General features: G+C 40.2%; 16 protein-coding genes. 3 read left to right on the top strand and 13 right to left on the bottom strand.

Annotated elements, in window-relative coordinates; all coding sequences use genetic code 11:
• Positions 1-309 precede the first annotated feature (309 nt).
• From AC04QZ_RS16555 to AC04QZ_RS16515, 9 genes are all read right to left on the bottom strand, one after another.
• A complete protein-coding gene (locus AC04QZ_RS16555) occupies positions 310-918 on the bottom strand; it encodes a Crp/Fnr family transcriptional regulator (RefSeq protein WP_478358686.1) in 609 nt (202 codons plus the stop codon).
• Between the two features lie 100 nt (positions 919-1,018).
• The gene (locus AC04QZ_RS16550; protein WP_478358685.1) at positions 1,019-1,339 is read right to left on the bottom strand and encodes a hypothetical protein; all 321 of its coding nucleotides are present in this window, start codon (positions 1,337-1,339) and stop codon (positions 1,019-1,021) included.
• A gap of 264 nt (positions 1,340-1,603) precedes the next feature.
• On the bottom strand, positions 1,604-2,575 hold the full coding sequence (locus AC04QZ_RS16545) for a PorP/SprF family type IX secretion system membrane protein (RefSeq protein WP_478358684.1): 972 nt from the start codon (positions 2,573-2,575) through the stop codon (positions 1,604-1,606).
• Positions 2,576-2,615: 40 nt separating this feature from the next.
• Complete coding sequence (locus tag AC04QZ_RS16540) at positions 2,616-3,518, bottom strand: T9SS type B sorting domain-containing protein (protein ID WP_478358683.1); 903 nt, start codon at positions 3,516-3,518, stop codon at positions 2,616-2,618.
• Between the two features lie 62 nt (positions 3,519-3,580).
• Positions 3,581-4,300, bottom strand: a complete 720-nt coding sequence (locus AC04QZ_RS16535) for a hypothetical protein (RefSeq protein ID WP_478358682.1) — start codon at positions 4,298-4,300, stop codon at positions 3,581-3,583.
• A gap of 38 nt (positions 4,301-4,338) precedes the next feature.
• A complete protein-coding gene (locus AC04QZ_RS16530; protein ID WP_478358681.1) occupies positions 4,339-6,498 on the bottom strand; it encodes an Ig-like domain-containing protein in 2,160 nt (719 codons plus the stop codon).
• A 761-nt stretch (positions 6,499-7,259) separates the two neighbouring features.
• Positions 7,260-9,224: a 1,4-alpha-glucan branching protein GlgB gene (gene glgB, locus AC04QZ_RS16525; protein WP_478358680.1), complete on the bottom strand. Its 1,965-nt coding sequence runs from the start codon at positions 9,222-9,224 to the stop codon at positions 7,260-7,262.
• Between the two features lie 59 nt (positions 9,225-9,283).
• The gene (locus AC04QZ_RS16520) at positions 9,284-11,746 is read right to left on the bottom strand and encodes a glycoside hydrolase family 31 protein (protein ID WP_086545029.1); all 2,463 of its coding nucleotides are present in this window, start codon (positions 11,744-11,746) and stop codon (positions 9,284-9,286) included.
• Positions 11,747-12,188: 442 nt separating this feature from the next.
• Positions 12,189-15,113, bottom strand: a complete 2,925-nt coding sequence (locus AC04QZ_RS16515; protein WP_478358679.1) for a TonB-dependent receptor domain-containing protein — start codon at positions 15,111-15,113, stop codon at positions 12,189-12,191.
• A 196-nt stretch (positions 15,114-15,309) separates the two neighbouring features.
• On the opposite strand from AC04QZ_RS16515, the gene AC04QZ_RS16510 reads away from it, so the two are divergent.
• From AC04QZ_RS16510 to AC04QZ_RS16500, 3 genes are read left to right on the top strand one after another with little or no spacing between them, the layout of a single operon-like run.
• Positions 15,310-17,739 (top strand): penicillin acylase family protein, encoded by a 2,430-nt coding sequence (locus tag AC04QZ_RS16510; RefSeq protein ID WP_478358678.1) that lies wholly within the window; start codon positions 15,310-15,312, stop codon positions 17,737-17,739.
• Between the two features lie 6 nt (positions 17,740-17,745).
• Positions 17,746-18,105 carry a hypothetical protein gene (locus AC04QZ_RS16505; RefSeq protein WP_086545026.1) on the top strand — a complete coding sequence of 120 codons (360 nt, stop codon included), beginning with the start codon at positions 17,746-17,748 and terminating at the stop codon, positions 18,103-18,105.
• Positions 18,106-18,124: 19 nt separating this feature from the next.
• Positions 18,125-19,108: a LuxE/PaaK family acyltransferase gene (locus AC04QZ_RS16500; protein ID WP_478358677.1), complete on the top strand. Its 984-nt coding sequence runs from the start codon at positions 18,125-18,127 to the stop codon at positions 19,106-19,108.
• A 3-nt stretch (positions 19,109-19,111) separates the two neighbouring features.
• Here AC04QZ_RS16500 and AC04QZ_RS16495 read toward each other — a convergent pair whose 3' ends face one another.
• From AC04QZ_RS16495 to AC04QZ_RS16480, 4 genes are read right to left on the bottom strand one after another with little or no spacing between them, the layout of a single operon-like run.
• On the bottom strand, positions 19,112-19,549 hold the full coding sequence (locus AC04QZ_RS16495; RefSeq protein ID WP_086549238.1) for a Fur family transcriptional regulator: 438 nt from the start codon (positions 19,547-19,549) through the stop codon (positions 19,112-19,114).
• A 20-nt stretch (positions 19,550-19,569) separates the two neighbouring features.
• A complete protein-coding gene (locus tag AC04QZ_RS16490; RefSeq protein ID WP_086545024.1) occupies positions 19,570-20,019 on the bottom strand; it encodes a hypothetical protein in 450 nt (149 codons plus the stop codon).
• Positions 20,016-20,450 carry a hypothetical protein gene (locus AC04QZ_RS16485; protein ID WP_478358676.1) on the bottom strand — a complete coding sequence of 145 codons (435 nt, stop codon included), beginning with the start codon at positions 20,448-20,450 and terminating at the stop codon, positions 20,016-20,018. Before AC04QZ_RS16485 ends, AC04QZ_RS16490 begins: the two co-directional genes overlap by 4 nt.
• A 12-nt stretch (positions 20,451-20,462) precedes the next feature.
• Positions 20,463-20,900, bottom strand: a complete 438-nt coding sequence (locus tag AC04QZ_RS16480) for a hypothetical protein (protein ID WP_086545022.1) — start codon at positions 20,898-20,900, stop codon at positions 20,463-20,465.
• Positions 20,901-20,910 lie beyond the last annotated feature (10 nt).

Raw genomic sequence — 20,910 nt, 5'->3', positions numbered from 1 at the left:
AAACTTTAACAAAATCATTTCATTATTGGGAAGCTTGACCGGATAGGCTGAAATAAAATAAGCCTCCCTTAACAGAGAGGCTTACCAGTGTAAGTGTAATCTAAATCGTCCCGTTGATTTAATTTTTACTTGACCAAATTTAAACACAAATGCATGGTTTAGTATGCATAATCTGATGTTGTACATCAATATGTAAAAAGTGTATAATGTTATGTAAACATAGCGTTTAACTTGAGTATTCATTATGCACATCAACCTAAGCTGTTATAATATTGATCATTATCCTGAAAAGCAGCTGTTTTTACTTGATTACACCAGCTCTCTCACTAATTTACTCCGTATGCGACTGAGTGTTTCTAAACGCATCCCTAAATAACTGGCTATACACCTTAGTGGCACCCTGGATACGTCAAAAGAATTTAGTTCCAAGAATTTTTCATATCGTCTTTCTGCCGAAGGGATTCGTGCGATTATGGCCCGTTCTGAGGCGGCATGGTACTGGAGTGCCAAAATCTTTCTGCCAATAACATTTGTTTCCTGATAACTGGCATAAAGCTTATCAATCAATAAGTGCGGGATGGCCACTAATTCGGAGTTTTCCAATGCCTGCAAATATTCGATAGAGGGCTGAATATTTTCATCCGGATGCTGAATGGCCCCAATAAACTCATCCCCTAAACTGATCCAGGTGGTAATCTCCTTATTACCATCTTTAATAAAACCCCTTACCAAACCTGATACGACAAAAAAAACATAATCATTATTATCAATAGGTGATAAAATGTATTTATTCTTCCTGATGAGAAGGGGCTCCACATTTTTCTCAATTTCCTGGATAAATCCAGGGGTGATAGGGCATAAACTACTGAAATAATTCAATACGGCGTTCACTAAAAACACCTTGCGGGATTCGAGCATACACAAATAGGGATAGACTTTAGACGCTTAATTATAGTGATTTTGAACGGAAAATCAAAATAATGTAGATTATCAGGAACTTTATGCTGTTTAAACCTATTTATGATATGGATTTTTTAATATTCTGAAGTGCAAACTGATTTATCCAGGTAAAAATCCTGAATTTAGTCTGATCAAATTGCGAAAAAGACTGCCAGGCTTCGCAAAATGTTTGTTCTAGAATTAATTTAGCTTTCTCTTCATCTCTTACACGCCTTATAATGTTACCATAAAGAGCTGCTGAATATCTTTTGTAAAGAATTTTAAAAGTAGCAGGATCATGCGTTTTCAATGCAATCAAAAAGAGCTCATCGCCAGATAAGCCAGCCTGCTGATCAGCACTTTGTTTTTGATGGATAACCCTTTGGGATAGCGGTTGCATGGATGATTTGATAGTATTGCTTTAACACGCCGGATATTCGTTTGTTTAGCTAACACACTAAAAATCAAACAACCGAATGGAGTATGCGCAACACCACCTGAAAAGCTTAAAAAAATCCTAACCAATTATGCCAGGTATTTTTACAACATTCATTCCATTCATTTTTCACATAAAAACGCAAACAGGTACAATCTACACGCCTAGGCAGCGGAAATTAGTATGATGCAAATAGATAAGGAATTTCGGGCGAAAGATGCCCAACGATTAGAAGTAACATTTTGGCCTTCTGCTTTTTGCGGTTTGCAGGTAATAACCAATAGATATTTCGTGCGAGCCATAATCATAGCTACCGAATTTATTTAAACTGTAATCGTAACCGTAACCAATGCGGAGATTTTCGCGGACAAAAAACTCGGCAATCAATCCAATGGCGCTCCTTGCCCTTAAATCGCTTTGTAGCGCTGGTTTAGGATAAAATTTCACGGAGGTTCTGTATGCAGCACCTAACCAAAGTTTTTCTTTGATCATTAAAAAAGCATTCAAATCCAGTGAGGTTGGCCCGTTCAAATCATCTTTGATTAAAAAGGTTGGTTTGAACATAAAATCATTGTTCATTGGAAAAACCATTCCGGCCGTTAAATAAAAATGTGGTTTGGAAGTAATACTGAGCAGATTATTATCCCTAAAAACAGGGAGATATTGCGTAAGCAGGTTATTGGCAGAAAAACCGATAAAGAATTTTTCGTTAGAATAATGTACGCCTACCCTAATATCAGGTACAATCCGGCTTTCATATCCCGTTGGAATTTTATTGTCGCCAGTTTCATTTGGATCCAGCAAACTTCCGTTAAGGCCCATCTGCATGACACCTATGCCAACGCCAAAAGCAAGCACATTGGTTTCGGTGCGGTCTAACTTAATGCGGTAAGCAAAATTACCGGATAAGTTTAAGGAATTCTGTGCGCCTATTTTATCTTTCGATACCAATAAGCCCAAACCTAAACTTTCTTCTTTAACTGCTTCATCTACTGATACGGAAAGCGTTTGGGGAGCACCCTGAATACCAGTCCACTGGGCCCTGACAAAGGCCTGCATATATAACTCTTCTTTGTAACCTGCATAAGCTGGATTGATGAATAAACCATTGAACATATATTGCCCAAACTGTGCATTCTGCTGAGCGAACAAACAAATGCAGGCTAAATTAAATAATGCCGTTACAACAATCTTTTTCATCTGTATAATCTAATTTCATTCCTTCACATTTTAAATCCACTTACCTGATCACGGTAACGTAACCTTTAAACTCCTGCCATTGTGCACCTGTTGTTTTCACTTTAAGTACATAGAAATAGGTTCCATCTACCAAGCCGTTAGCTGTCCAGTCGTTTAAATAGCTATCTTTCTCATAAACCGTACTTCCCCAACGGTTAATAACGGTCAGCTGGTTTTCGCTATAACGGTCTAAGCGTTCAATAAAAAAGGTTTCATTTTTTCCGTCACCATTTGGGGTAAATACATTCGGTATTTTAAGCCCGGTGATTTCTTTAGTATCAACTGATATATTGTTCGATGGATCGGGATCTGCTTCGTTGATGGTAACCGTAGCGCTGTTTACCACATTACCCGGCTTCATGGCCCTTACGTTAACCACAAGCTCTACAAAACTTCCGTTGGCCAATGTGGGTATCGTCCACGAAACTGTTTTGGTTTGCTCGTTATAACTGGCAGTACCTACAATTGTAGCATCAACACTCACAAAAGTTAGGTTTTCCGGAAGGTCATCTTTTACCTGAATGTTAGTCGCATTGCCCAGCCCGTTATTACGCACCAACAAATTGTATTTAAATACCTCGGTATTGATTACCTGCCTGCTTTCAGATCTTTTAACGATGGAAACATCTGCAGACATGGCCGTTTCCATAACTACTTCCATTTCTTCAGACAGATCGGAACTACAACCGCCCAGGCTAAAAGTAATAACAGTATATTTTCCGGCGGCATTTACGACGTAATCTTGCAAAGTAGCACCCAAAATAGCCTCACCATTCCTGAACCATTGATACGAGGTAGCCCCAGTACCGTTGGCCCTGAGTTTAACGGTAACACCTGGTTTAAGGTTAAGCGTATTCGGGTTGGAAGATTGCGCAAAGCATGCCACTGCAGAAAGCAGTAGCATGCCGAACACAATTATTCCAAATCTGTTAAACATCATCATTAAACCGGACGAACAATAACACCTTAAGGCGCTACAGAGATAGTTGCTTTACCTGGCTTAACCGTAACTGTAATAGCCTTGCTGGCCGTTGCGGTACAAGTTGTTGCAGGTACAATCGGAACAGCACCAGTGGCATAACTTCCAACAGCAGCAAAAACATAAGCACCTGGAGCCACGCCGGCTTTAAGGGTAAAAGTATCTCCTGAAGCAGATGCTGTCCCCAAAGTTGCAATATCAGCTACTGCTGTACCGCCTAATGTTGCAGACCAAGTATAAGCCATGCTTACCCCAGCTGGTAAGGTTATCGAACCATCCTTACTGGCCGTAATTACAGTAGTTGCGGTTTGATCGGTACAATAAACACTTCCCGGGGCTGCAACGGTAATAATAGGCGTAGGTAATTTTTCTACAATGGTATTATCAGAGGCATCACTAGGGCAAAGATTAGCATCAGCTGGTATTACCTGAACCGAATAAGTATGGTTTCCGGCTGCTAATCCTGCAGCGATCTGATAAAAAGCATTTGAACCATTGTATATTACAGCAGCTTCTGCAGTTCCGTCAACGGTCCATACAATTTTATCACCATTTACAGGGGCATAACCGGTGAAAGTTGGATTCAATTTTACCGTACCAGTTCCGCACAGGTAAACATTTGGTGTTTGCGCAAAGGCACCCAGCGGCAATAAGAACATTAAGAATACAAAGATTCTTAGATTGCGTTTTGTAGATTTTTTTGTCATGATGATAATTGGTTTGGATGGAATGATTTATTTTCTTTTTAATTAATAGATACTGTTGGTTTATGTGGTACAAGCTTGACCCTAAAACTAAAGGGGATGGCCCGTTCGCAGCCGTTTGCATTTTTTATGGTTAATAGCCCCTGATATACGGCTACCGGCGTATTTGACGGAACATTGATTGTAATTTCGTTTGCTGACAAAACCTGATCTGAAACAGCAGGAAGTAAATTTCCAGTCCAGGAGATGCTATAGGTAATAGGACTGAAAACCGGATTAGTGTAAGCCATTTTAGTTGTACTAAGTCCTTCGCAAATACCTGGATTAGATTCCAGGGTTAAATTTGGTAGCGGGTTTACAGTTAAATTAAAATCCACTTTCTTTCCACAATAGGTAGCATCATCAGCAACCGTGTAACTAATTATGGCAGCGCCAGCGGCAACAGCTGTAACTTTTCCTGTAACATCTATCGTTGCGATGGTTGCATCGCTGGTACTCCATGTTCCACCAGCATAGGTATTTGTAAATGTTGTGCTTGTTCCGCTACACATCGCTGAAAGGCCGGCAATTGCGGGGACAGGTGCATATTGTTTTACTTTAACTTCTACCACCTGCGCACCTCCGGCATTTTTACATCCCGTTAGGGTATTAACAGCTTCTACGTAATAACTGGTTGTGTTTGTAAGAATAGGAGTTGTATATGTTGTACCTGTTTTTATTAGTGCGCCTCCTGATGGCAAATCGTACCAATTGTAGGTAAAACCAGCATCTGGCGCGGTAACCGCTATTATGGTAGAAGATCCGCTGCAGATTGTTGCACCGGGCACCACGAGCGTTGGTAAAGGGTTTACCTTAAGTTTTACCCTTAAGCGTTCAGAAACAGCAGTAACGCAATATGTTCTACTTGCCTGTACATAATAATTATATTCTCCGGCGGCAAGAGTAGAGGGAGGGGTATAGGTCAAACCGGTATGAACTAAATTACCCCCAGTCTCGGCATCGTACCATTTATATTCTGTGCAATCTTGGGCATTTTGAACAGAAAATGAAGCGGTACCGCCCTGACAAATAATTTTCTCGTCAGTAGTAGATGGATCCACCAGTGTGCGTGGTTTTGCCAGCTTGCGCTTAATGTCGTAAATCCTTAAACGGCTGAAAGCACCCGTAAGCCCGCCCATTGTAATCTCCAAACGGTCGTACACATCAGTTACCAAAAAGGTTAAAGAATATTTGCTGGTTGATCCAGGTAATAATTTCAGATTCAAAAAAGTACCTGTGTTTTCAAACGCAGGTCCAGCTTCAACTCCATTTAAATAGGGCTGTATAGTAAAGCCAGTTAAAAGGCTAAGATCTAAAAGACCACCTCCGGGATTTTCGAGGATAACGGTTACAGAATCAGCTGGTTGAGATGGTTTATTAAAAATTGTATTAAGATATACCTGATTTAAAACAGACGCACCAACATCAATCAAGGCGTAGCTATTTGGATCCGGATCAATAGCATTAAAGGGATTGGCAACCGTACCTGTTAAATTTGCAATCCCACCCAAGGCAGTTGGTTTTACACCAGAGAGTACGTCTATTGCTTCATCGCAATTGATTGATCCTGTGCTCAGCTCCATGATATAAGCATGAAAAACCTTTAATGATAATGCTGTAGAAACCACGGCACCGGCAATCTTTACATAGATTCCGTTAAAAGCCTGTGTTGGCGTTACCGTAATTTCAATCTCTCCCCCTCCACCAATTACACCGGCAATATTTGCAGATGTATAAATAGGAGTTCGGGTTGCATCGTAGCCTGGCTCATATCCATAACCAATTAAAGGCTTGTTTCCGGGAACTTCATGAAGGTCTGTAAAACTACCGATTTCAAAGCTGCTCAAAAGCCCCAATAATTCTTTTGGAAGTGCCAGTTTCACTGTTACAGGGGTATTTGCGGCTATTGTGCGTTTATTTGCATTAGTACCATCTGTAGTAAATTCGAGAAATTGGGTGGCCGATCCGGTAAGACCAAGAATTCCTATCGGAACAGATAATGTTGAAGCATCTTTAACCTGTCCATTTACAGCATTTGATGCGTCTGAAATACTTCCATATAAATTTGCGCCTAAAATACCTAATCCATCAATGTAAGAACCTTGAAAGTTTGCATAAGTCCGTGCGGTATTTTCACACTGCGCATATAAATATGCGGGCATAAAAAACAGCACAAACACCAGGAAAGATAGACAAGAGCGCCTTTTCAATGTAAGTTTGGGATGACGTGAAAATTAAATTTTGTTTGTTTGCTCGTGATACAAAAGTACTGCGAGCCAATGTCACATTATCCGTTCACTTTATTCATTACCCTCGATAACACGCGTTAAAAGCCTGTTTTGTTGATATTTATCAACAAAACTTAAAGAATGGAAACTTTGGTCTATCCTGTGTCCTCTTATCTGATGAGGGATGACCCGAATCTAGCTATGATGTTATAATAAACTATTATTAAACCATAAGTAAGCAAAACAGAAAACAGCAACGATTAAGATAACCGCTCAAATAGCACAAGGCTGTAGTTGCGGTATAAAAAAGGAAAGAAATTTTAATTGGGTTTGGAAGACTATTTTTTACCGGCGGGGCAATATCTTCAAACCAATTGCAGAAAGCAGGTACAAAGTGTGATGCTAGCCAGGCTACGATGGTATTTGGACCCTACCAAAAGAAAAATCTTCCCATGCAAACATCAAGTTTAAATGCTAACAGGCAGCGCTTTATCATAATGTATCAGGCAAAGGTTTATACCTTAAAAATTATTTAAAAAATAATACTTGCAGGGAACAATGGTTATTGTATCTTTGCACCCTCTCTGGAAGCTTCCACTCCAGGGTTTAAGAAAGCCTCCCAGCAATGGAAGGCTTTTCTTATTTAAGCTATTTAAGAATTTAGTTTTGTTGCGTATAATGTCACCATTTTTTTTTTATTTGCTCTTAAAAACCGTTACGGCCAATGGTGGCAAATCAACAATTATTGAATATTCCTGCCCATTATAATTTTCCAGATCAGGAACTATATCTCCCCTGTTATTAATACCGCCTCCATAATATACAATATCATCGGTATTAAAAATTTCTGTCCATTTGGTTTTAAAAGGAACACCAATTCTATAATTCTCACGCACCACAGGTGTTAAGTTTATGGCGATAACCAAAGTATCTTTTGCTTTTGGTCCTTTGCGCATAAATGTGAATACTGATTCGTTTGCATTATCGGCATCGAGCCACTGAAAACCTTCGTAACTAAAATTGAAATGATATAAGGCTGGTTCCTTCCTGTAGAGGAAGTTTAAGGCCTTAACGGTTTCCTGCATGCCTTTATGCGGTGGGTATTGCAATAAATGCCAATCCAGCGATTGTGTAAAGTTCCATTCGTTGGTTTCGCCAAACTCATTTCCCATAAACAGGAGTTTTGCTCCCGGATGGGTAAACATGTAAGCATAAAGCGCCCTTAAGTTTGCAAACTTCTGCCAGTCATCACCAGGCATTTTATACAGCATGGGTGATTTACCATGCACGACTTCATCATGAGAGAAAGGCAACATGAAATTCTCGGTAAAGGCATAAGTCATGCTAAAGCTTAGCTGGTGATGGTGATGTTTCCGGCCAAGGGTTTCTACTTTGAAATACTTTAAGGTATCATTCATCCAGCCCATCATCCATTTCATGCCAAATCCTAATCCGCCTGCATATACCGGATGGGTTACGCCAGGATAAGTGCTGCTTTCTTCGGCAATGGTTTGTACGCCCTCAAAATTCCCATAAACGGCAACATTCAGGTCCTGCAAAAACTGTATGGCGCCAAGGTTTTCACTTCCACCATATTCGTTTGTTGCGGCATCTCCGTCTTCTCTGGAGAAATTAAAATACAACATCGATGCCACGGCATCTACCCTTAGCCCATCGGCATGGTATTGATCTATCCAAAACAAAGCATTACTAATCAGAAAAGAGCGTACCTCGTTTCGGTCATAATTGAAAATATATGATTTCCAGTCGGGATGAAAGCCTTTCCGCATATCTGCATGTTCGTATAAATGGGTTCCATCAAACTCATACAAACCATGCCTGTCACCTGGAAAATGAGAAGGAACCCAATCCAATATCACCGCAATACCTGCTTTATGGAGCTCATCAATCAGGTACATTAAATCCTGTGGAGAACCATAGCGAGAACTTGCGCCAAAATAACCTGTAATCTGATAACCCCAGCTGGGGAAAAAAGGGAATTCCATTACGGGCATCAGTTCTACGTGGGTAAAACCCATTTCTTTTACATAAGGAACAAGTCTGCCGGCTACCTCCCTGCAATTTAGTACTCGCTCTGGATTATCCGGATCGCGCTCCCAGGATCCTAAGTGGATTTCGTAAACCGAAATCGGCTGATCTAATGCATTTATCTTTGCCCTTTTATTCAGCCAGGCTTTGTCTTTCCAGGTGTAATCGGTATCCCAAACAATACAAGCTGTTTGCGGAGGATGTTCCCATCTTCTGGCATAAGGATCGCCTTTTAAATGCTCAGATTCATCGAAACCTTTAACAAAATACTTATAAACTTCTCCCTTTGCGATACCGGGGATAAAACCTTCCCAAATACCCGATTTGTCCCATCGGACACTCAGCGGATGCGAAGTATTGTTCCAATCGTTAAAATTACCCACTACACTTACACGAATCGCATTGGGTGCCCAAACTGAAAAATAAGTTCCAGCGACACCGTCAACTGTAATTAAATGTGAGCCCATTTTCTCGTAAAGCCTAAAATGCTTTCCTACAAGAAAAAGATCAATATCATAATCGGTAAATAAACTATGGATCCAAACGGATTTCTGTTTATCAATTTTTGGTTGGGATGATTTCTTTACAGGAACTTTTTTTGCTGACGGCATAGGTATTTTGGTTAGACTGGGTGAAACCCCAAATACTAAACAGCATTTGGGGTTCAATGTTACAAACTCAAGATTTGTATTTCTAAGAAGTTTTTATTGCATTTGAAATGCAGGATATTCTGATCGTCGGTATAAAAATCTTTCACCTCTTTATTATCGATAATGATCTTTTTCACCTGGAATTTTACGCCGATAACGTTGCAAACATAAAATTCATAATTAGGGGTGTACAATCCTTCGTTACGTTGGTTCACTTTAATGGCCTGAGCATCGCCTTTTACGGTGAATTTCTTTTCCAGATAAATGTCCTGCTCGTAGGCAAACGTATCACCATGATCTTCGTACATGTATGAATTTACCTCGTAATCGCTATGATAAATATTCAATACAACTTCAGTAATCGATTTTTCATCCACATATTGCATGACCGGATATTCTGGTAAAACCGTACCTGCCCTTACAAACATCGGCATACTGTCTATCTTGGCATCAACTGTATATTCATTACCACCGTCGAGGATTTCGTTGGTCCAGAAATTATACCAGGTTCCTTTTGGAAGATAAACTTTTCTGGATATTGCACCTTGTTCTAAAACCGGGCAGATTAACAGTTTATCTCCATAACAAAATTCATCCTGACGGAAACTGTTGCTGATATTTTCCTGCTCCAGCATTACTAGCGGTCTTAAAATAGGAAAACCATAACGATGATGCTCCCAGAATACCGAATAGAGATAAGGCATTAAACGATACCTTAATTCGATAAACTTACGGTTAATATCTTCGAAAAATTCGCCAAAACTCCAGGGTTCGCGTTCAGCAGTATCACCTGCAGAGTGTGCACGCATAAATGGAGAAAAAGTACCTAACTGGATCCAACGGGTAAATAATTCCCCATCAGGCTCACCACTAAATCCGCCAATATCTGTTCCACAGAAAGGCACGCCAGAAACCGATAAACGCTGGCACTGGATATTTCCGATCTTTAAATGTTCCCAGGTGGCAATATTATCGCCGGTCCAAACACTTGCATATCGTTGCATGCCCGAATAACCCGCCCTGGTAATAGTAAACGGACGTTTATTGCGCATTAATTTTTTTAATCCTTCGTAGGTAGAACGCACCATCTGCATGCCATAAACATTATGTGCTTTACGGTGTGAGCCACGGTAACCATCATAGTTATGACGGACATCATTAGGGAAAGTTCCTGAACCAAACACGGCTGGCTCATTCATATCGTTCCAGAAACCTGCAACGCCCATGTCTACCAATTCTTTGTATAAATTACCCCACCAGCTCCGTACTTTTGGATTGGTAAAATCGGGAAACTGGCAACGGCCTGGCCAAACATGCCCTTCCATATAATAATCGTCGCTACGGCGACAGAAGAATCTTTTCTCTTTACCTTCTTTAAAAACCCAGTAATCGTCATCTACCTTAATTCCAGGATCGATCATAACCACGGTTTTAAAGCCATCATCAGAAAGTTCTTTAATCATTCTCCGTGGATCTGGAAAGTATTTTTTGTTCCAGGTAAAACAGCGGTAACCATCCATGTAATCGATATCCAGGTAAATGGCATCACAAGGAATTTTACGTTCCCTGAACTGTTTGGCTATTTCTTTAACTTTTGTTTCAGGGTAATAACTCCAACGGCACTGCTGATAGCCTAAAGTCCATTTTGGAGGCATCGGGTGCGTTCCGGTTAAAGTTGCATAACGTTTAACCACGTCCATTATATGTGGGCCGTGGATATAATAGTATTGCAATTCTCCGCCATCGGCCCAGAAACTGGTTTTATTTACATCTTCACTGCCGAAATCGAAGTATGATTTAAAGGTATTATCGAAAAAGATACCATAAGCCGCCTGATTATGCAAACCAATATAAAAAGGTATGGTGCGGTAAAGTGGATCCTGGTTCCAGCCGAAAGAATAAGCATCGGTATTCCAGTTTTCGAACCGCCTGCCGCGCAGGTTAAAATTGCCAGATTTATCGCCTAAACCGAAGAAATTTTCTTCAGGGTGGCATTTTTTGGTTGCGTAGATATAATAACCGCCAAAATCTACATTTTCTTCCCAGTGCATAGAATTGGCTTCATCAACCATAACTACATTGGTAATATTATCAGAGAAGGAAATATGGAAATTTGCTTTTTCTATTTTACAGGTAACCGCATGGGTAGAGATTGTGAAATGATCATCGTGTTCCTGCATTTTAAAAACAGAAACTTTTTGATCCACTTCAGGCACGGCATAAGAAAAATCATCTAAGAAAACGCCATGAGGAGCCAGGCGAACCCGGATAATATCATCACTTACCACCCGAACTTCTACTCTTGCATCGCCATCAGAGAAATAAAAACGGTTGCCCTCCTTTTTTACTTTTTTAACTGCACCAAGGTATTGTTTAACAATTGGCTTTACCGATATATCTACTGGATTGTTTAAATGTTGTATTTCTTGTTCCTTTTCGATCAGGTCACTTGTCTCGTTAGTTTTGTCGTTTTGCGCTTCCATCCTTATTTATTCAAATTTTAAATTCATGGTTCTTAAACCGGGATGTGCTTAAGAAAGTACTATAATACAAATATTTTATAAAAGGGATGTAGCTTTTTTGCAAAAGTTGTTTTTAATAGTGTAAGTTTTACACTAACTTATGCTAATTATGCATTTTTGATGCGTTATTAAGTACTGTTTTCTTGAACTAAAGATAATACTAGAATTGTAAATTCCAAACAAGATTAATGAAAATAAACAAGTTATTTTATTTCAAATCAGGAAATATGGCCTTCCATCATGACTTTGACTCAATATATTTAAAAGGAAAATATGGGCGTTCATTCAAGAAGATTTAAATGACGTAGCTGATCGCCCCAGCAATGACTGGCCAAATGTTTAAGTCCACAAAAAAGCCCTCTATACAATTAGCATAGAAGGCCCTTAAAACTCAATTCACTGATTATGGATTAAAACTAATGGCTACGTAATAAATTGCACCTGCCTGCGGGTTACCGTAAGAAGTAAAATAATATTTATTCAGTACGTTAGAACCACCCAGTTTAACAATTGATTGTACTGAAGGGATTCTTAAACTCACCTGCGCATCTAAAGAGCTGTATGCAGGCACCTGGCCTGAGGCGAAAGAAGAATTCCAGTAGAATTGATCTTGCCAGCGGTAAGCTAAATTAAAACCAAAGTTTTTGATAATTTCTTTATTGCCAAAGCCCAGGTTGTAACGGATTTTCGGGGTATTGAAATCGTTGATGTAATTAACTGGCAAATCGCCAATTTCATTATAGGAAACGTTACCGCTGATGGTATATTTACCCACTAAATAATCTAAACCTAAAGCTGCACCATAAGATGTTACTTTACCTTCTGCATTAACCGGAACGCCGAATTTCACAAAACTTCCGTTATTATTCTGATAAACATCTACTGCAGTAATAAAGTCTTTATAAATGTTGTAATAACCATAAGCATCAACCAATAAATTTGGAAGAAGCAATCCTTTATACCCTAACTCATAAGACTGAACGCTCTCGGGGCGTACACCTCTTGCATCAAAAGTATATTGCTGCAATAATGCCGGGTTAGGCGTTCCTGTTGCCGCTGCAGACGCCAGGAAGGCACGGTAACTCACATCAGTAAATGCCTTATTATTATCGAGATGGTATTTATTGAACATAATTTCTGGCAAACCGCCAATTAATCTTTGTGATCCACCACCTACTGAAAGGTCGATATATTGATTTTGTGTGGTTGGGTTACGGTAACCGGTTTGATAAGAAACCCTGATGTTGTTATTTTTGGCCACAGTGAAAACGCCCGTTACCCTTGGGGTAAAACGGCCTTCAAAATTCTGACTCTTATCATAACGGCCGGCAACTGTGAATTTAACTTTATCATTAAAGAGTTTTTTACCAATTTGTGCAAATGCACCGTATTCTTTAATATCGATAGATTCAGTTAAATCATTAAAAATTGTTCCTGCTGAATTTAAGTCGTATAAACGATAAGATGCACCTACCTGAAACTCGACCACTTTATCGAAAAGGTTGGTAAAGTTGTACATACCTTCGTAGTGATATAGATTGGATTTATCATCGAACTTCGCACCGTAAACACTTTTTGATGGATCAACAGAATTAATGCTTGTTGCACTAATGGTAGTATTCATCACTTTATCTTTCGCAGCTTCAAATTGTGGACTTCCAGGCTCAAAACGACCTTGATTGGCAACTCCTCTTGCAAATGCATGTGCAGCCGCATCATTTTGTCCTGCCGCTCTTGCCCCTACATAATTCCCTATATATTGCGGAAACCAGCTTGTTGAAGGTTTAGATATCTCATTAACATAACTACCCAAAATAGAAGAAATATAAGAATCGCCCGAACGCTCCTGAGTGGTATAGGCTTTTACAAAAAAGTCTTCCCCTTTGATCTCCAGTTTATATTGACCAATGTTAAAGTTACGCAGCGAATAACGATCAGATCCAGTGTAAACAGAAGTTCCCGTACCCCAATTGGCTAAGGCAACAGCTTGCACGGTATTGCTAATGTTATAATACAATGCACCTGATGCTTTTAACGACTTGGTGTTATAATCAACCAGGTTTTCTTCATTATAGCCAGTTCTGGAAATATTCTGATCAGGGATTAAACCTGCTTTCAAACCCACGTAAAAAGGAAAATAATTCTGAACCGGACCACGCAATGCAGAGGGCAAACCAGCTAAAAAGCCTGCCTGTTGTGCCGCATTTGGAATAGCAGCACCAAAAGTTCCGTCCATTAATGTTTTAATGTTTGGTATTAAACCACCAGACCCCGTATTAATTCCAGCGATGGTTGCATTTTGCACACTTAAAGCCACATTTCTCATGTTCTGGCTCACCTCATCACCATAACTGTTTATTCCGTCATAATTAGGATCGCTGCTTCTATCACCACCTTTTACACTTCTGGAAACCCGGTCGAAATTCGAGTAATTATTACCAATCCAATCTTTGGCCTGCAGGAATGAAAATGCAGCTTTTACGCCAAACTTATTGTTCCATGATTTTGCCATGCGCACATCTAACTGATTGAAAGGCTGCACACTGCTATTGTCATCGTTCACATGGTTTACCCCTGTTTTATATTGAAAACTTGCACCAGGATATTTAAAGGGATCTTTAGATGTCATTAACAAGGTACCGTTAATACCACCTGCACCGTAAAGGGCCGAAGAAGCGCCAGGTAAAAGCTCTACATTATCTACATCCAGTTCGGTGATGCCCACAATGTTACCTACCGAGAAATTCAGTCCAGGTGCCTGGTTATCCATTCCATCGATGTATTGGTTAAAACGCGTATTACCATTCGAATTGAAACCACGTGTATTAATCGACTTGAAAGTTAAACTCTGCATGCTGCTTTCCACACCCTTCATATTGTTCAAGGCATCGTAAAATGATGGCGCGGCGATTTCCCTGATAGAGGCGGCACTCATGCGCTCGATAGAAACCGGCGATTCTAATATACGCTCGGGTGTACGTGAGGCCGAAACCACAACATCGCCACCCAATACAACCGCGGTTTCCAATTCCAGGCTAATACCCGAAGTGCTTCCGGTAATCTGCTGTTCTACCGTACCATAACCTACATAAGATGCCACTAGAGTGAAGGGAACCTTTGCTGATGTGGTAAAAGTAAAACTACCATTACTTGTGGAGGCGGTACCGCCAGACTGACCTTTGATAGTTAAACTAACCCCTGCTAGTCCTTCTTTCGATTGCTTATCTTTTACGGTTCCGCTTACCGTAATACTTTGTGCCTGTGCCGCGATGTTGCCCGCGAACACAAATAATAACACGTAGAAGATCTGTGTAAAAATTCTGCTCATAAACGAATGTTAATTTGGTTGTTTGTATTATTAGTTATATAAACTTAAATTCTTTTTTTGAATTAAACAAATTATGTTAGCATAATAATTTCAATTCAAATTATAATTTTGATTGATATACAGTTTGTTGTATTTTGCATTAAACATAAACCGTCATTTTGCCCTATCTTAGCAAAAGACTTGTTAGCTAGCCATTATGAATAAAATTAAAGCCCTGTTCTGCATCATCATTCCGATAGCATTAGCTTTTTTATTTAATACCAAATTAGGCAGTACGCCTCCATTGTTAAAATTCCTAAATCCTTTTATGGGTTTCTGGCAAAATGCAGAGAACAATCATTTTATGTTTAACCATAAAGCGAAGATTAAAGGCGCAGTAGATAAAATCGAAATCGTTTTTGACGACCGCATGATCCCCCATATTTTCGCACAGAATGATCATGACCTGTATCTGGCACAAGGTTATGTAACCGCCATGCACCGCCTTTGGCAAATGGATTTTCAAACCCGTTTTGCAGCCGGAAGAATTAGTGAAGTGGTGGGCGATAAAGCCATTGAGGTAGATCGTTATCAGCGCCGGATGGGTATGGTTTATGGGGCTGAAAACTCATTAAAAGGCATGATGGCCGATCCTAAAGCAAAAGAGATGATCTTAGCTTATACCGAAGGAATTAATGCCTATATCAAAACACTCTCTAAAGCAAATTATCCCTTAGAATACAAAATACTCGATTTTAAGCCCGAAGACTGGACCCCGGTAAAATGTGCTTTGCTCCTAAAACAGATGTCGGCAGTATTAGCTATGGGCTCCGACGAATTTTACATGACCAACATCCTGAAAAAATTCGGACCTGAGGTGACCAAAAATCTTTTCCCTGATTATCCTTTCCGTGAAGACCCGATTATCCCGGTAGGCACAAAATGGGATTTTTCACCCTTGCCAACACCAAAAACACCAGAAAGTTTCACTCAGGCTCAAACTGGCGAGGTAAAAACAACCGAAAAAATAGAGGGCATTGGCAGTAATAACTGGGCTTTATCTGGTGCTAAAACCGCATCAGGCTATCCGATTCTGGCAAACGACCCGCATTTGGATTTAACGCTTCCATCAATATGGTACCAGATTCAGCTACATGCACCTGGGGTAAATACCTATGGCGTTTCTTTACCCGGTGCACCGGGCGTCATTATTGGTTTTAACCAGAAAATAGCCTGGGGCGTAACCAATGTTGCTGCCGATGTGCTTGATTTTTACCAGATCAAATTTAAGGATTCCTCCCATAATGAATATTGGTTCAACAATACATGGAAAGCCACAACCAAACGACTCGAAACCATTAAAATACGCGGCGGAAAAGACGAAGTAGATACCGTGTATTACACCCATCACGGGCCGGTGGTATATTTCCAGAAACCAAAATACGGCAGGGCCGACAATGTACCCGTTGGCGATGCTTTAAGGTGGATTGCGCACGATGAATCGAATGAGTTGATGACTTTCTATTATTTAAACCGTGGAAAAAATTACAACGATTACCGCAAGGCTTTAACTTTTTATACGGCACCTGCACAGAACTTCGTTTTTGCCAGTGTAGATAATGATATCGCCATCACGCCCAATGGCAAATTTCCGCTAAAATGGAAAGATCAGGGCAAATTTATACTTGACGGTACCGATCCGGCATACGACTGGCAGGGATGGATCCCAAATGCACAGAACCCAACGGTTAAAAATCCGCCACGTGGTTTTGTGAGTTCGGCTAATCAGTCTTCTACCGATACCACTTATCCTTATTACATTAACTGGGAATTTGCGCCTTACGAGCGGGGCAAGCGGATTAATGACCGTTTATCGGCCATGAATAAGGCGACCTTAGACAGTATCCGCCTGATGCAAACCGACAATTACAGCATTATGGCGCAAAACCTGGTTCCTGCATTGTTACCGTTACTAAACAACGAACAGTTAAATGCAACGCAAAAAGAAGCATTGGCTTACCTGAACAAATGGAACAAACGTTATGATGCCCATGAAATTGCAGCCAGTGTATTCGAGATATGGACCAAACGCTTATCACATAATATCTGGGCGGATGAATTCGAAGTGAAAGGAATCCCGATGCGTTACCCGTCAAGAGACCGCACGGTTGAGCTGATTTTGAAAGAACCCAATGCTATTTGGTACGATAACATTAATACCAGCAAAAAAGAAACATTACCTGATCTGGTTAACGAAGCCTTTAAATATAGCTGTGATAGTTTAGAAAGACGCTTTGGGCCGATAAACAAAGATTGGGACTGGGCCAATGTAAAACAGACCAACGTACCGCATCTGGCCAAAATACCAGGCTTCGGTTCGAAAGTTTTACAGATTGGTGGTGCGAAAACAGCTATTAATGCATTAAGCGAAGCCAATGGACCTTCGTGGCGGATGGTGATTGAATTGGGTAAAACACCAAAAGGACATGGTGTTTATCCTGGTGGCCAATCAGGCAATCCTGGAAGCAAATTTTATGATAATATGATCGATACCTGGGCAAATGGTAAATTATACGATCTGTTTTATATGCAAAGTCCTGATGATAAATCGGGTACAGTTATTTCTCGTTTAAAAATTTCTAAATAGGCTAAAATGGTTTTCATTGTTATATTAATAATCTGTTTTCTACTGCAAATGATCGCCCCCTGGTGGATGATTATTGTGATTTCTTTTGCTACCTGTGGTATTATTGGCAAAACAGGAAAAATAGCCTTCTGGCAATCATTCCTTGCTATTTTTTTACTTTGGATAGGTTATGCTTTATTTAAAAGTTTACCCAACGATAACGTACTGGCGGGGCGTGTAGCCGTAATGACGGGTATTAAACTTTGGTGGGCACTGCTTTTGGTTACCGGTATTTTGAGTGGCCTGGTTGCCGGAATAAGTGGTTATTGTGGTTATCAGTTCCGCATGGCGATGCTGGCAAAAAAAACTGACGAGAAAATAGCATAATGCTTTGTACTTTTGCCCTGTGAATTTAACAGCTAAGGATATATTTTCAGTAAAAAGCACCAATGCGTTTAACGCCCTGGCATTAAACATTTTTAAGTTACAGGCGCAAAACTGTAATGTTTACCGCGAATATATCTTCCATTTAGGTGTTGATGCAGATGAGGTGAGCGAAATTGCACAGATTCCCTTTTTACCCATCAGTTTTTTTAAAAGCCATGCTGTTCTGAGCAGTACAGATCCAGTAGAAATTACGTTCAGCAGTTCGGGCACTACAGGCATGGTACAAAGCAGCCATCATGTAAGCAATGTTAAATTATATGAGCAGAGCTATTTGCAAGCTTTTGCCCAATTTTACGGAGACATTACCGAATATTGCTTTTTGGCGCTGCTCCCGTCCTACCAGCAGCGATCGGGCTCATCATTAATTTATATGGTCAACGACCTGATCGAACAAAGCAGACACCCACAAAGTGGTTACTTTTTATACAACCACGATGAATTACTGAAAACCCTTCTCGAGCTTAAATCAAAAAAACAGAAAACCGTTTTAATTGGTGTAACCTATGCCCTGCTCGATTTTATAGAACAATTTGATATCGATTTCCCTGAGCTGATTGTAATGGAAACCGGAGGAATGAAAGGAAAACGTAAAGAAATGGTACGCGAGGAGCTGCATGAACAATTAACGAAAGGATTTGGTGTAAAATCAATCCATAGCGAATATGGAATGACGGAGCTACTTTCTCAGGCTTATTCTTTAGGTGAAGGCATTTTCAAGTGCCCTAACTGGATGCAGGTTTTAATCCGTGATACCAATGATCCTTTAAGTTTAATCGAAAATGGCAGAACTGGTGGCATTAACGTCATCGATCTGGCCAATCTCAATTCCTGCTCCTTTATTGCTACGCAAGATCTGGGCAGAATAAATCCCGATCAAAGTTTTGAAGTATTGGGCAGATTTGATAATGCCGATATAAGGGGATGTAATCTATTGGTGCAGTAAACGCTAATTTACCTTATCCGAACAGCTCGCACATAAACCAGTAGCAATCAGATTAAGGTGTGCTACTTTAAATCCTGCCGGAACTTTTAATGCCGGAATCTTAACGGTATCCAAACAGTAAATTTTATGGCAGTTATCGCAATTAAAGTGTACATGTTCATCATGGTGGTCATGTGCGCTGCAACCATCAGAACAAATGGCATAATTGGCTGTGCCCTGTTGATCTAAAACCTTATGGATAATCCCTTTTTCTTCAAAAGCCTGCAAAACACGATACAAGGTAACACGGTCTGCATCTTTACCCATCACTTGCTCCAAATAAGGCTGAGAGGTTGCAGAATCCCTTCCACTCAAAATCTCCAGCACCTGCAAACGCGGGGCAGTTCTTTTTAGTCCGTTTTTAACCAAAAGTTTTTCGAAACGCGCAGTATTATCTTCCATAACCATACAAAAATAAACAATTAATTAATGAGTTTGGCATTTTTGATGCTTATTGGTGGCGCATAACTCGCATCCTTTTGCTCCAATTTTAAAATCCCCCGTATACGGATCGGTTTTTCGCTATAAGGTACCGCACGTTCCATTTCAATCATAATCATTACCGGAATACCATTTTGTCCGCAAAAATAACACTGGTTAACGGGCAGGGTAGCCAGGAGAAATTTCTGCTGTTTCGATCCGCTTTTTATCGGAATCAGGTAACCTGTCAAATCAAATTCCCTGTCTTCAAAACGTTTAATTGATTCGGTAAACAAGGGCATAAGTTCGTTCTTTTCAGTAAGTTCAAATTTCACAGAACCGATGATGTCCCAGTTTAAAGATCGCAACTGATCTTTAGGACTGTGCTTTTGCGTTTGTGCATTGACCGTACAAACCGAAAACAGGAAAAAAATAAAATATACATGTCTCATCGTTTTACGGCGTCTAAAAGAAAAAAAGCAGATCGGCTATCACCAGAATCGTTGATTATAAATTTCCCCCGTAGGACAATGGCTTCTTCTGTCCAGTTGATGGGTTTCAAAGTCTTTACTTCGATCATTGAAGGAATATCGCCTGTCCCACAATAGGGGCAAGAGGCAATGGGCACGATAGAAAACATGAACTCGCTGAAGCTATTGCCTACTTTAGTGGGAATAATATACCCAGGGAGTTCAATTATCTTATTATGGATTGCTTTTAGCGCCGATGGAAAAACGGCCTGCCAAACCAAGGGTTTAACCTGCTTATCGTACTTTAGACCAATGAGATTCCATGTGGCGGTTCGCATCTCTGTGTGCACAGATACCTGAGCCGTTGCTGTAATGGAGATTAAAACCAATAGGACCAAAATGCATTTCTTCATGATCGAATGAGCCTATAAAAGTTTTGCATTTAACAGGAAAAACTCGCTCCTGTCATCCCCGGAGTCGTTAATCATGAAAATTCCCCTGAGCTTAATTGCTTTTTCTGTAATGGGGATAGCCCTTAACATTTTTACCTGCACCATTGATGGAATATCGCCCGAGCCACAGTAAGGACAGGAAGCGATAGGCACAATAGAAAACATAAATTCGCTAAATTTCGATCCTACCTTTGTGGGGATGATATAACCGGGCAGTTCTATGATTTTATGGTGTAATGCCCTTAATGCAGGCGGAAAAACACTTCCCCATTTCTTTGGTGCAATTTCGGCATCGTACCTCAAACCGATCAGGTTCCAGGTAGGCGTGCGCAAGTCGGTGTGTACCTTAACCTGCGCCGCTACTACGTGGATAACTAAACATGAAACAACCAATAAAACCAATTTCTTCATTGCATTAACC

The sequence above is a fragment of the Pedobacter folensis genome (genome assembly GCF_056490665.1).
This window is presented reverse-complemented; position numbering and strand designations above follow the sequence as displayed.

Coding starts and splice junctions, on each gene's coding strand:
- AC04QZ_RS16555 (WP_478358686.1), bottom strand. CDS start 918: ATGCTCGAATCCCGCAAGGTGTTTTTAGTGAACGCCGTATTGAATTAT.
- AC04QZ_RS16550 (WP_478358685.1), bottom strand. CDS start 1,339: ATGCAACCGCTATCCCAAAGGGTTATCCATCAAAAACAAAGTGCTGAT.
- AC04QZ_RS16545 (WP_478358684.1), bottom strand. CDS start 2,575: ATGAAAAAGATTGTTGTAACGGCATTATTTAATTTAGCCTGCATTTGT.
- AC04QZ_RS16540 (WP_478358683.1), bottom strand. CDS start 3,518: ATGCTACTGCTTTCTGCAGTGGCATGCTTTGCGCAATCTTCCAACCCG.
- AC04QZ_RS16535 (WP_478358682.1), bottom strand. CDS start 4,300: ATGACAAAAAAATCTACAAAACGCAATCTAAGAATCTTTGTATTCTTA.
- AC04QZ_RS16530 (WP_478358681.1), bottom strand. CDS start 6,498: ATGCCCGCATATTTATATGCGCAGTGTGAAAATACCGCACGGACTTAT.
- glgB (WP_478358680.1), bottom strand. CDS start 9,224: ATGCCGTCAGCAAAAAAAGTTCCTGTAAAGAAATCATCCCAACCAAAA.
- AC04QZ_RS16520 (WP_086545029.1), bottom strand. CDS start 11,746: ATGGAAGCGCAAAACGACAAAACTAACGAGACAAGTGACCTGATCGAA.
- AC04QZ_RS16515 (WP_478358679.1), bottom strand. CDS start 15,113: ATGAGCAGAATTTTTACACAGATCTTCTACGTGTTATTATTTGTGTTC.
- AC04QZ_RS16510 (WP_478358678.1), top strand. CDS start 15,310: ATGAATAAAATTAAAGCCCTGTTCTGCATCATCATTCCGATAGCATTA.
- AC04QZ_RS16505 (WP_086545026.1), top strand. CDS start 17,746: ATGGTTTTCATTGTTATATTAATAATCTGTTTTCTACTGCAAATGATC.
- AC04QZ_RS16495 (WP_086549238.1), bottom strand. CDS start 19,549: ATGGAAGATAATACTGCGCGTTTCGAAAAACTTTTGGTTAAAAACGGA.
- AC04QZ_RS16490 (WP_086545024.1), bottom strand. CDS start 20,019: ATGAGACATGTATATTTTATTTTTTTCCTGTTTTCGGTTTGTACGGTC.
- AC04QZ_RS16485 (WP_478358676.1), bottom strand. CDS start 20,450: ATGAAGAAATGCATTTTGGTCCTATTGGTTTTAATCTCCATTACAGCA.
- AC04QZ_RS16480 (WP_086545022.1), bottom strand. CDS start 20,900: ATGAAGAAATTGGTTTTATTGGTTGTTTCATGTTTAGTTATCCACGTA.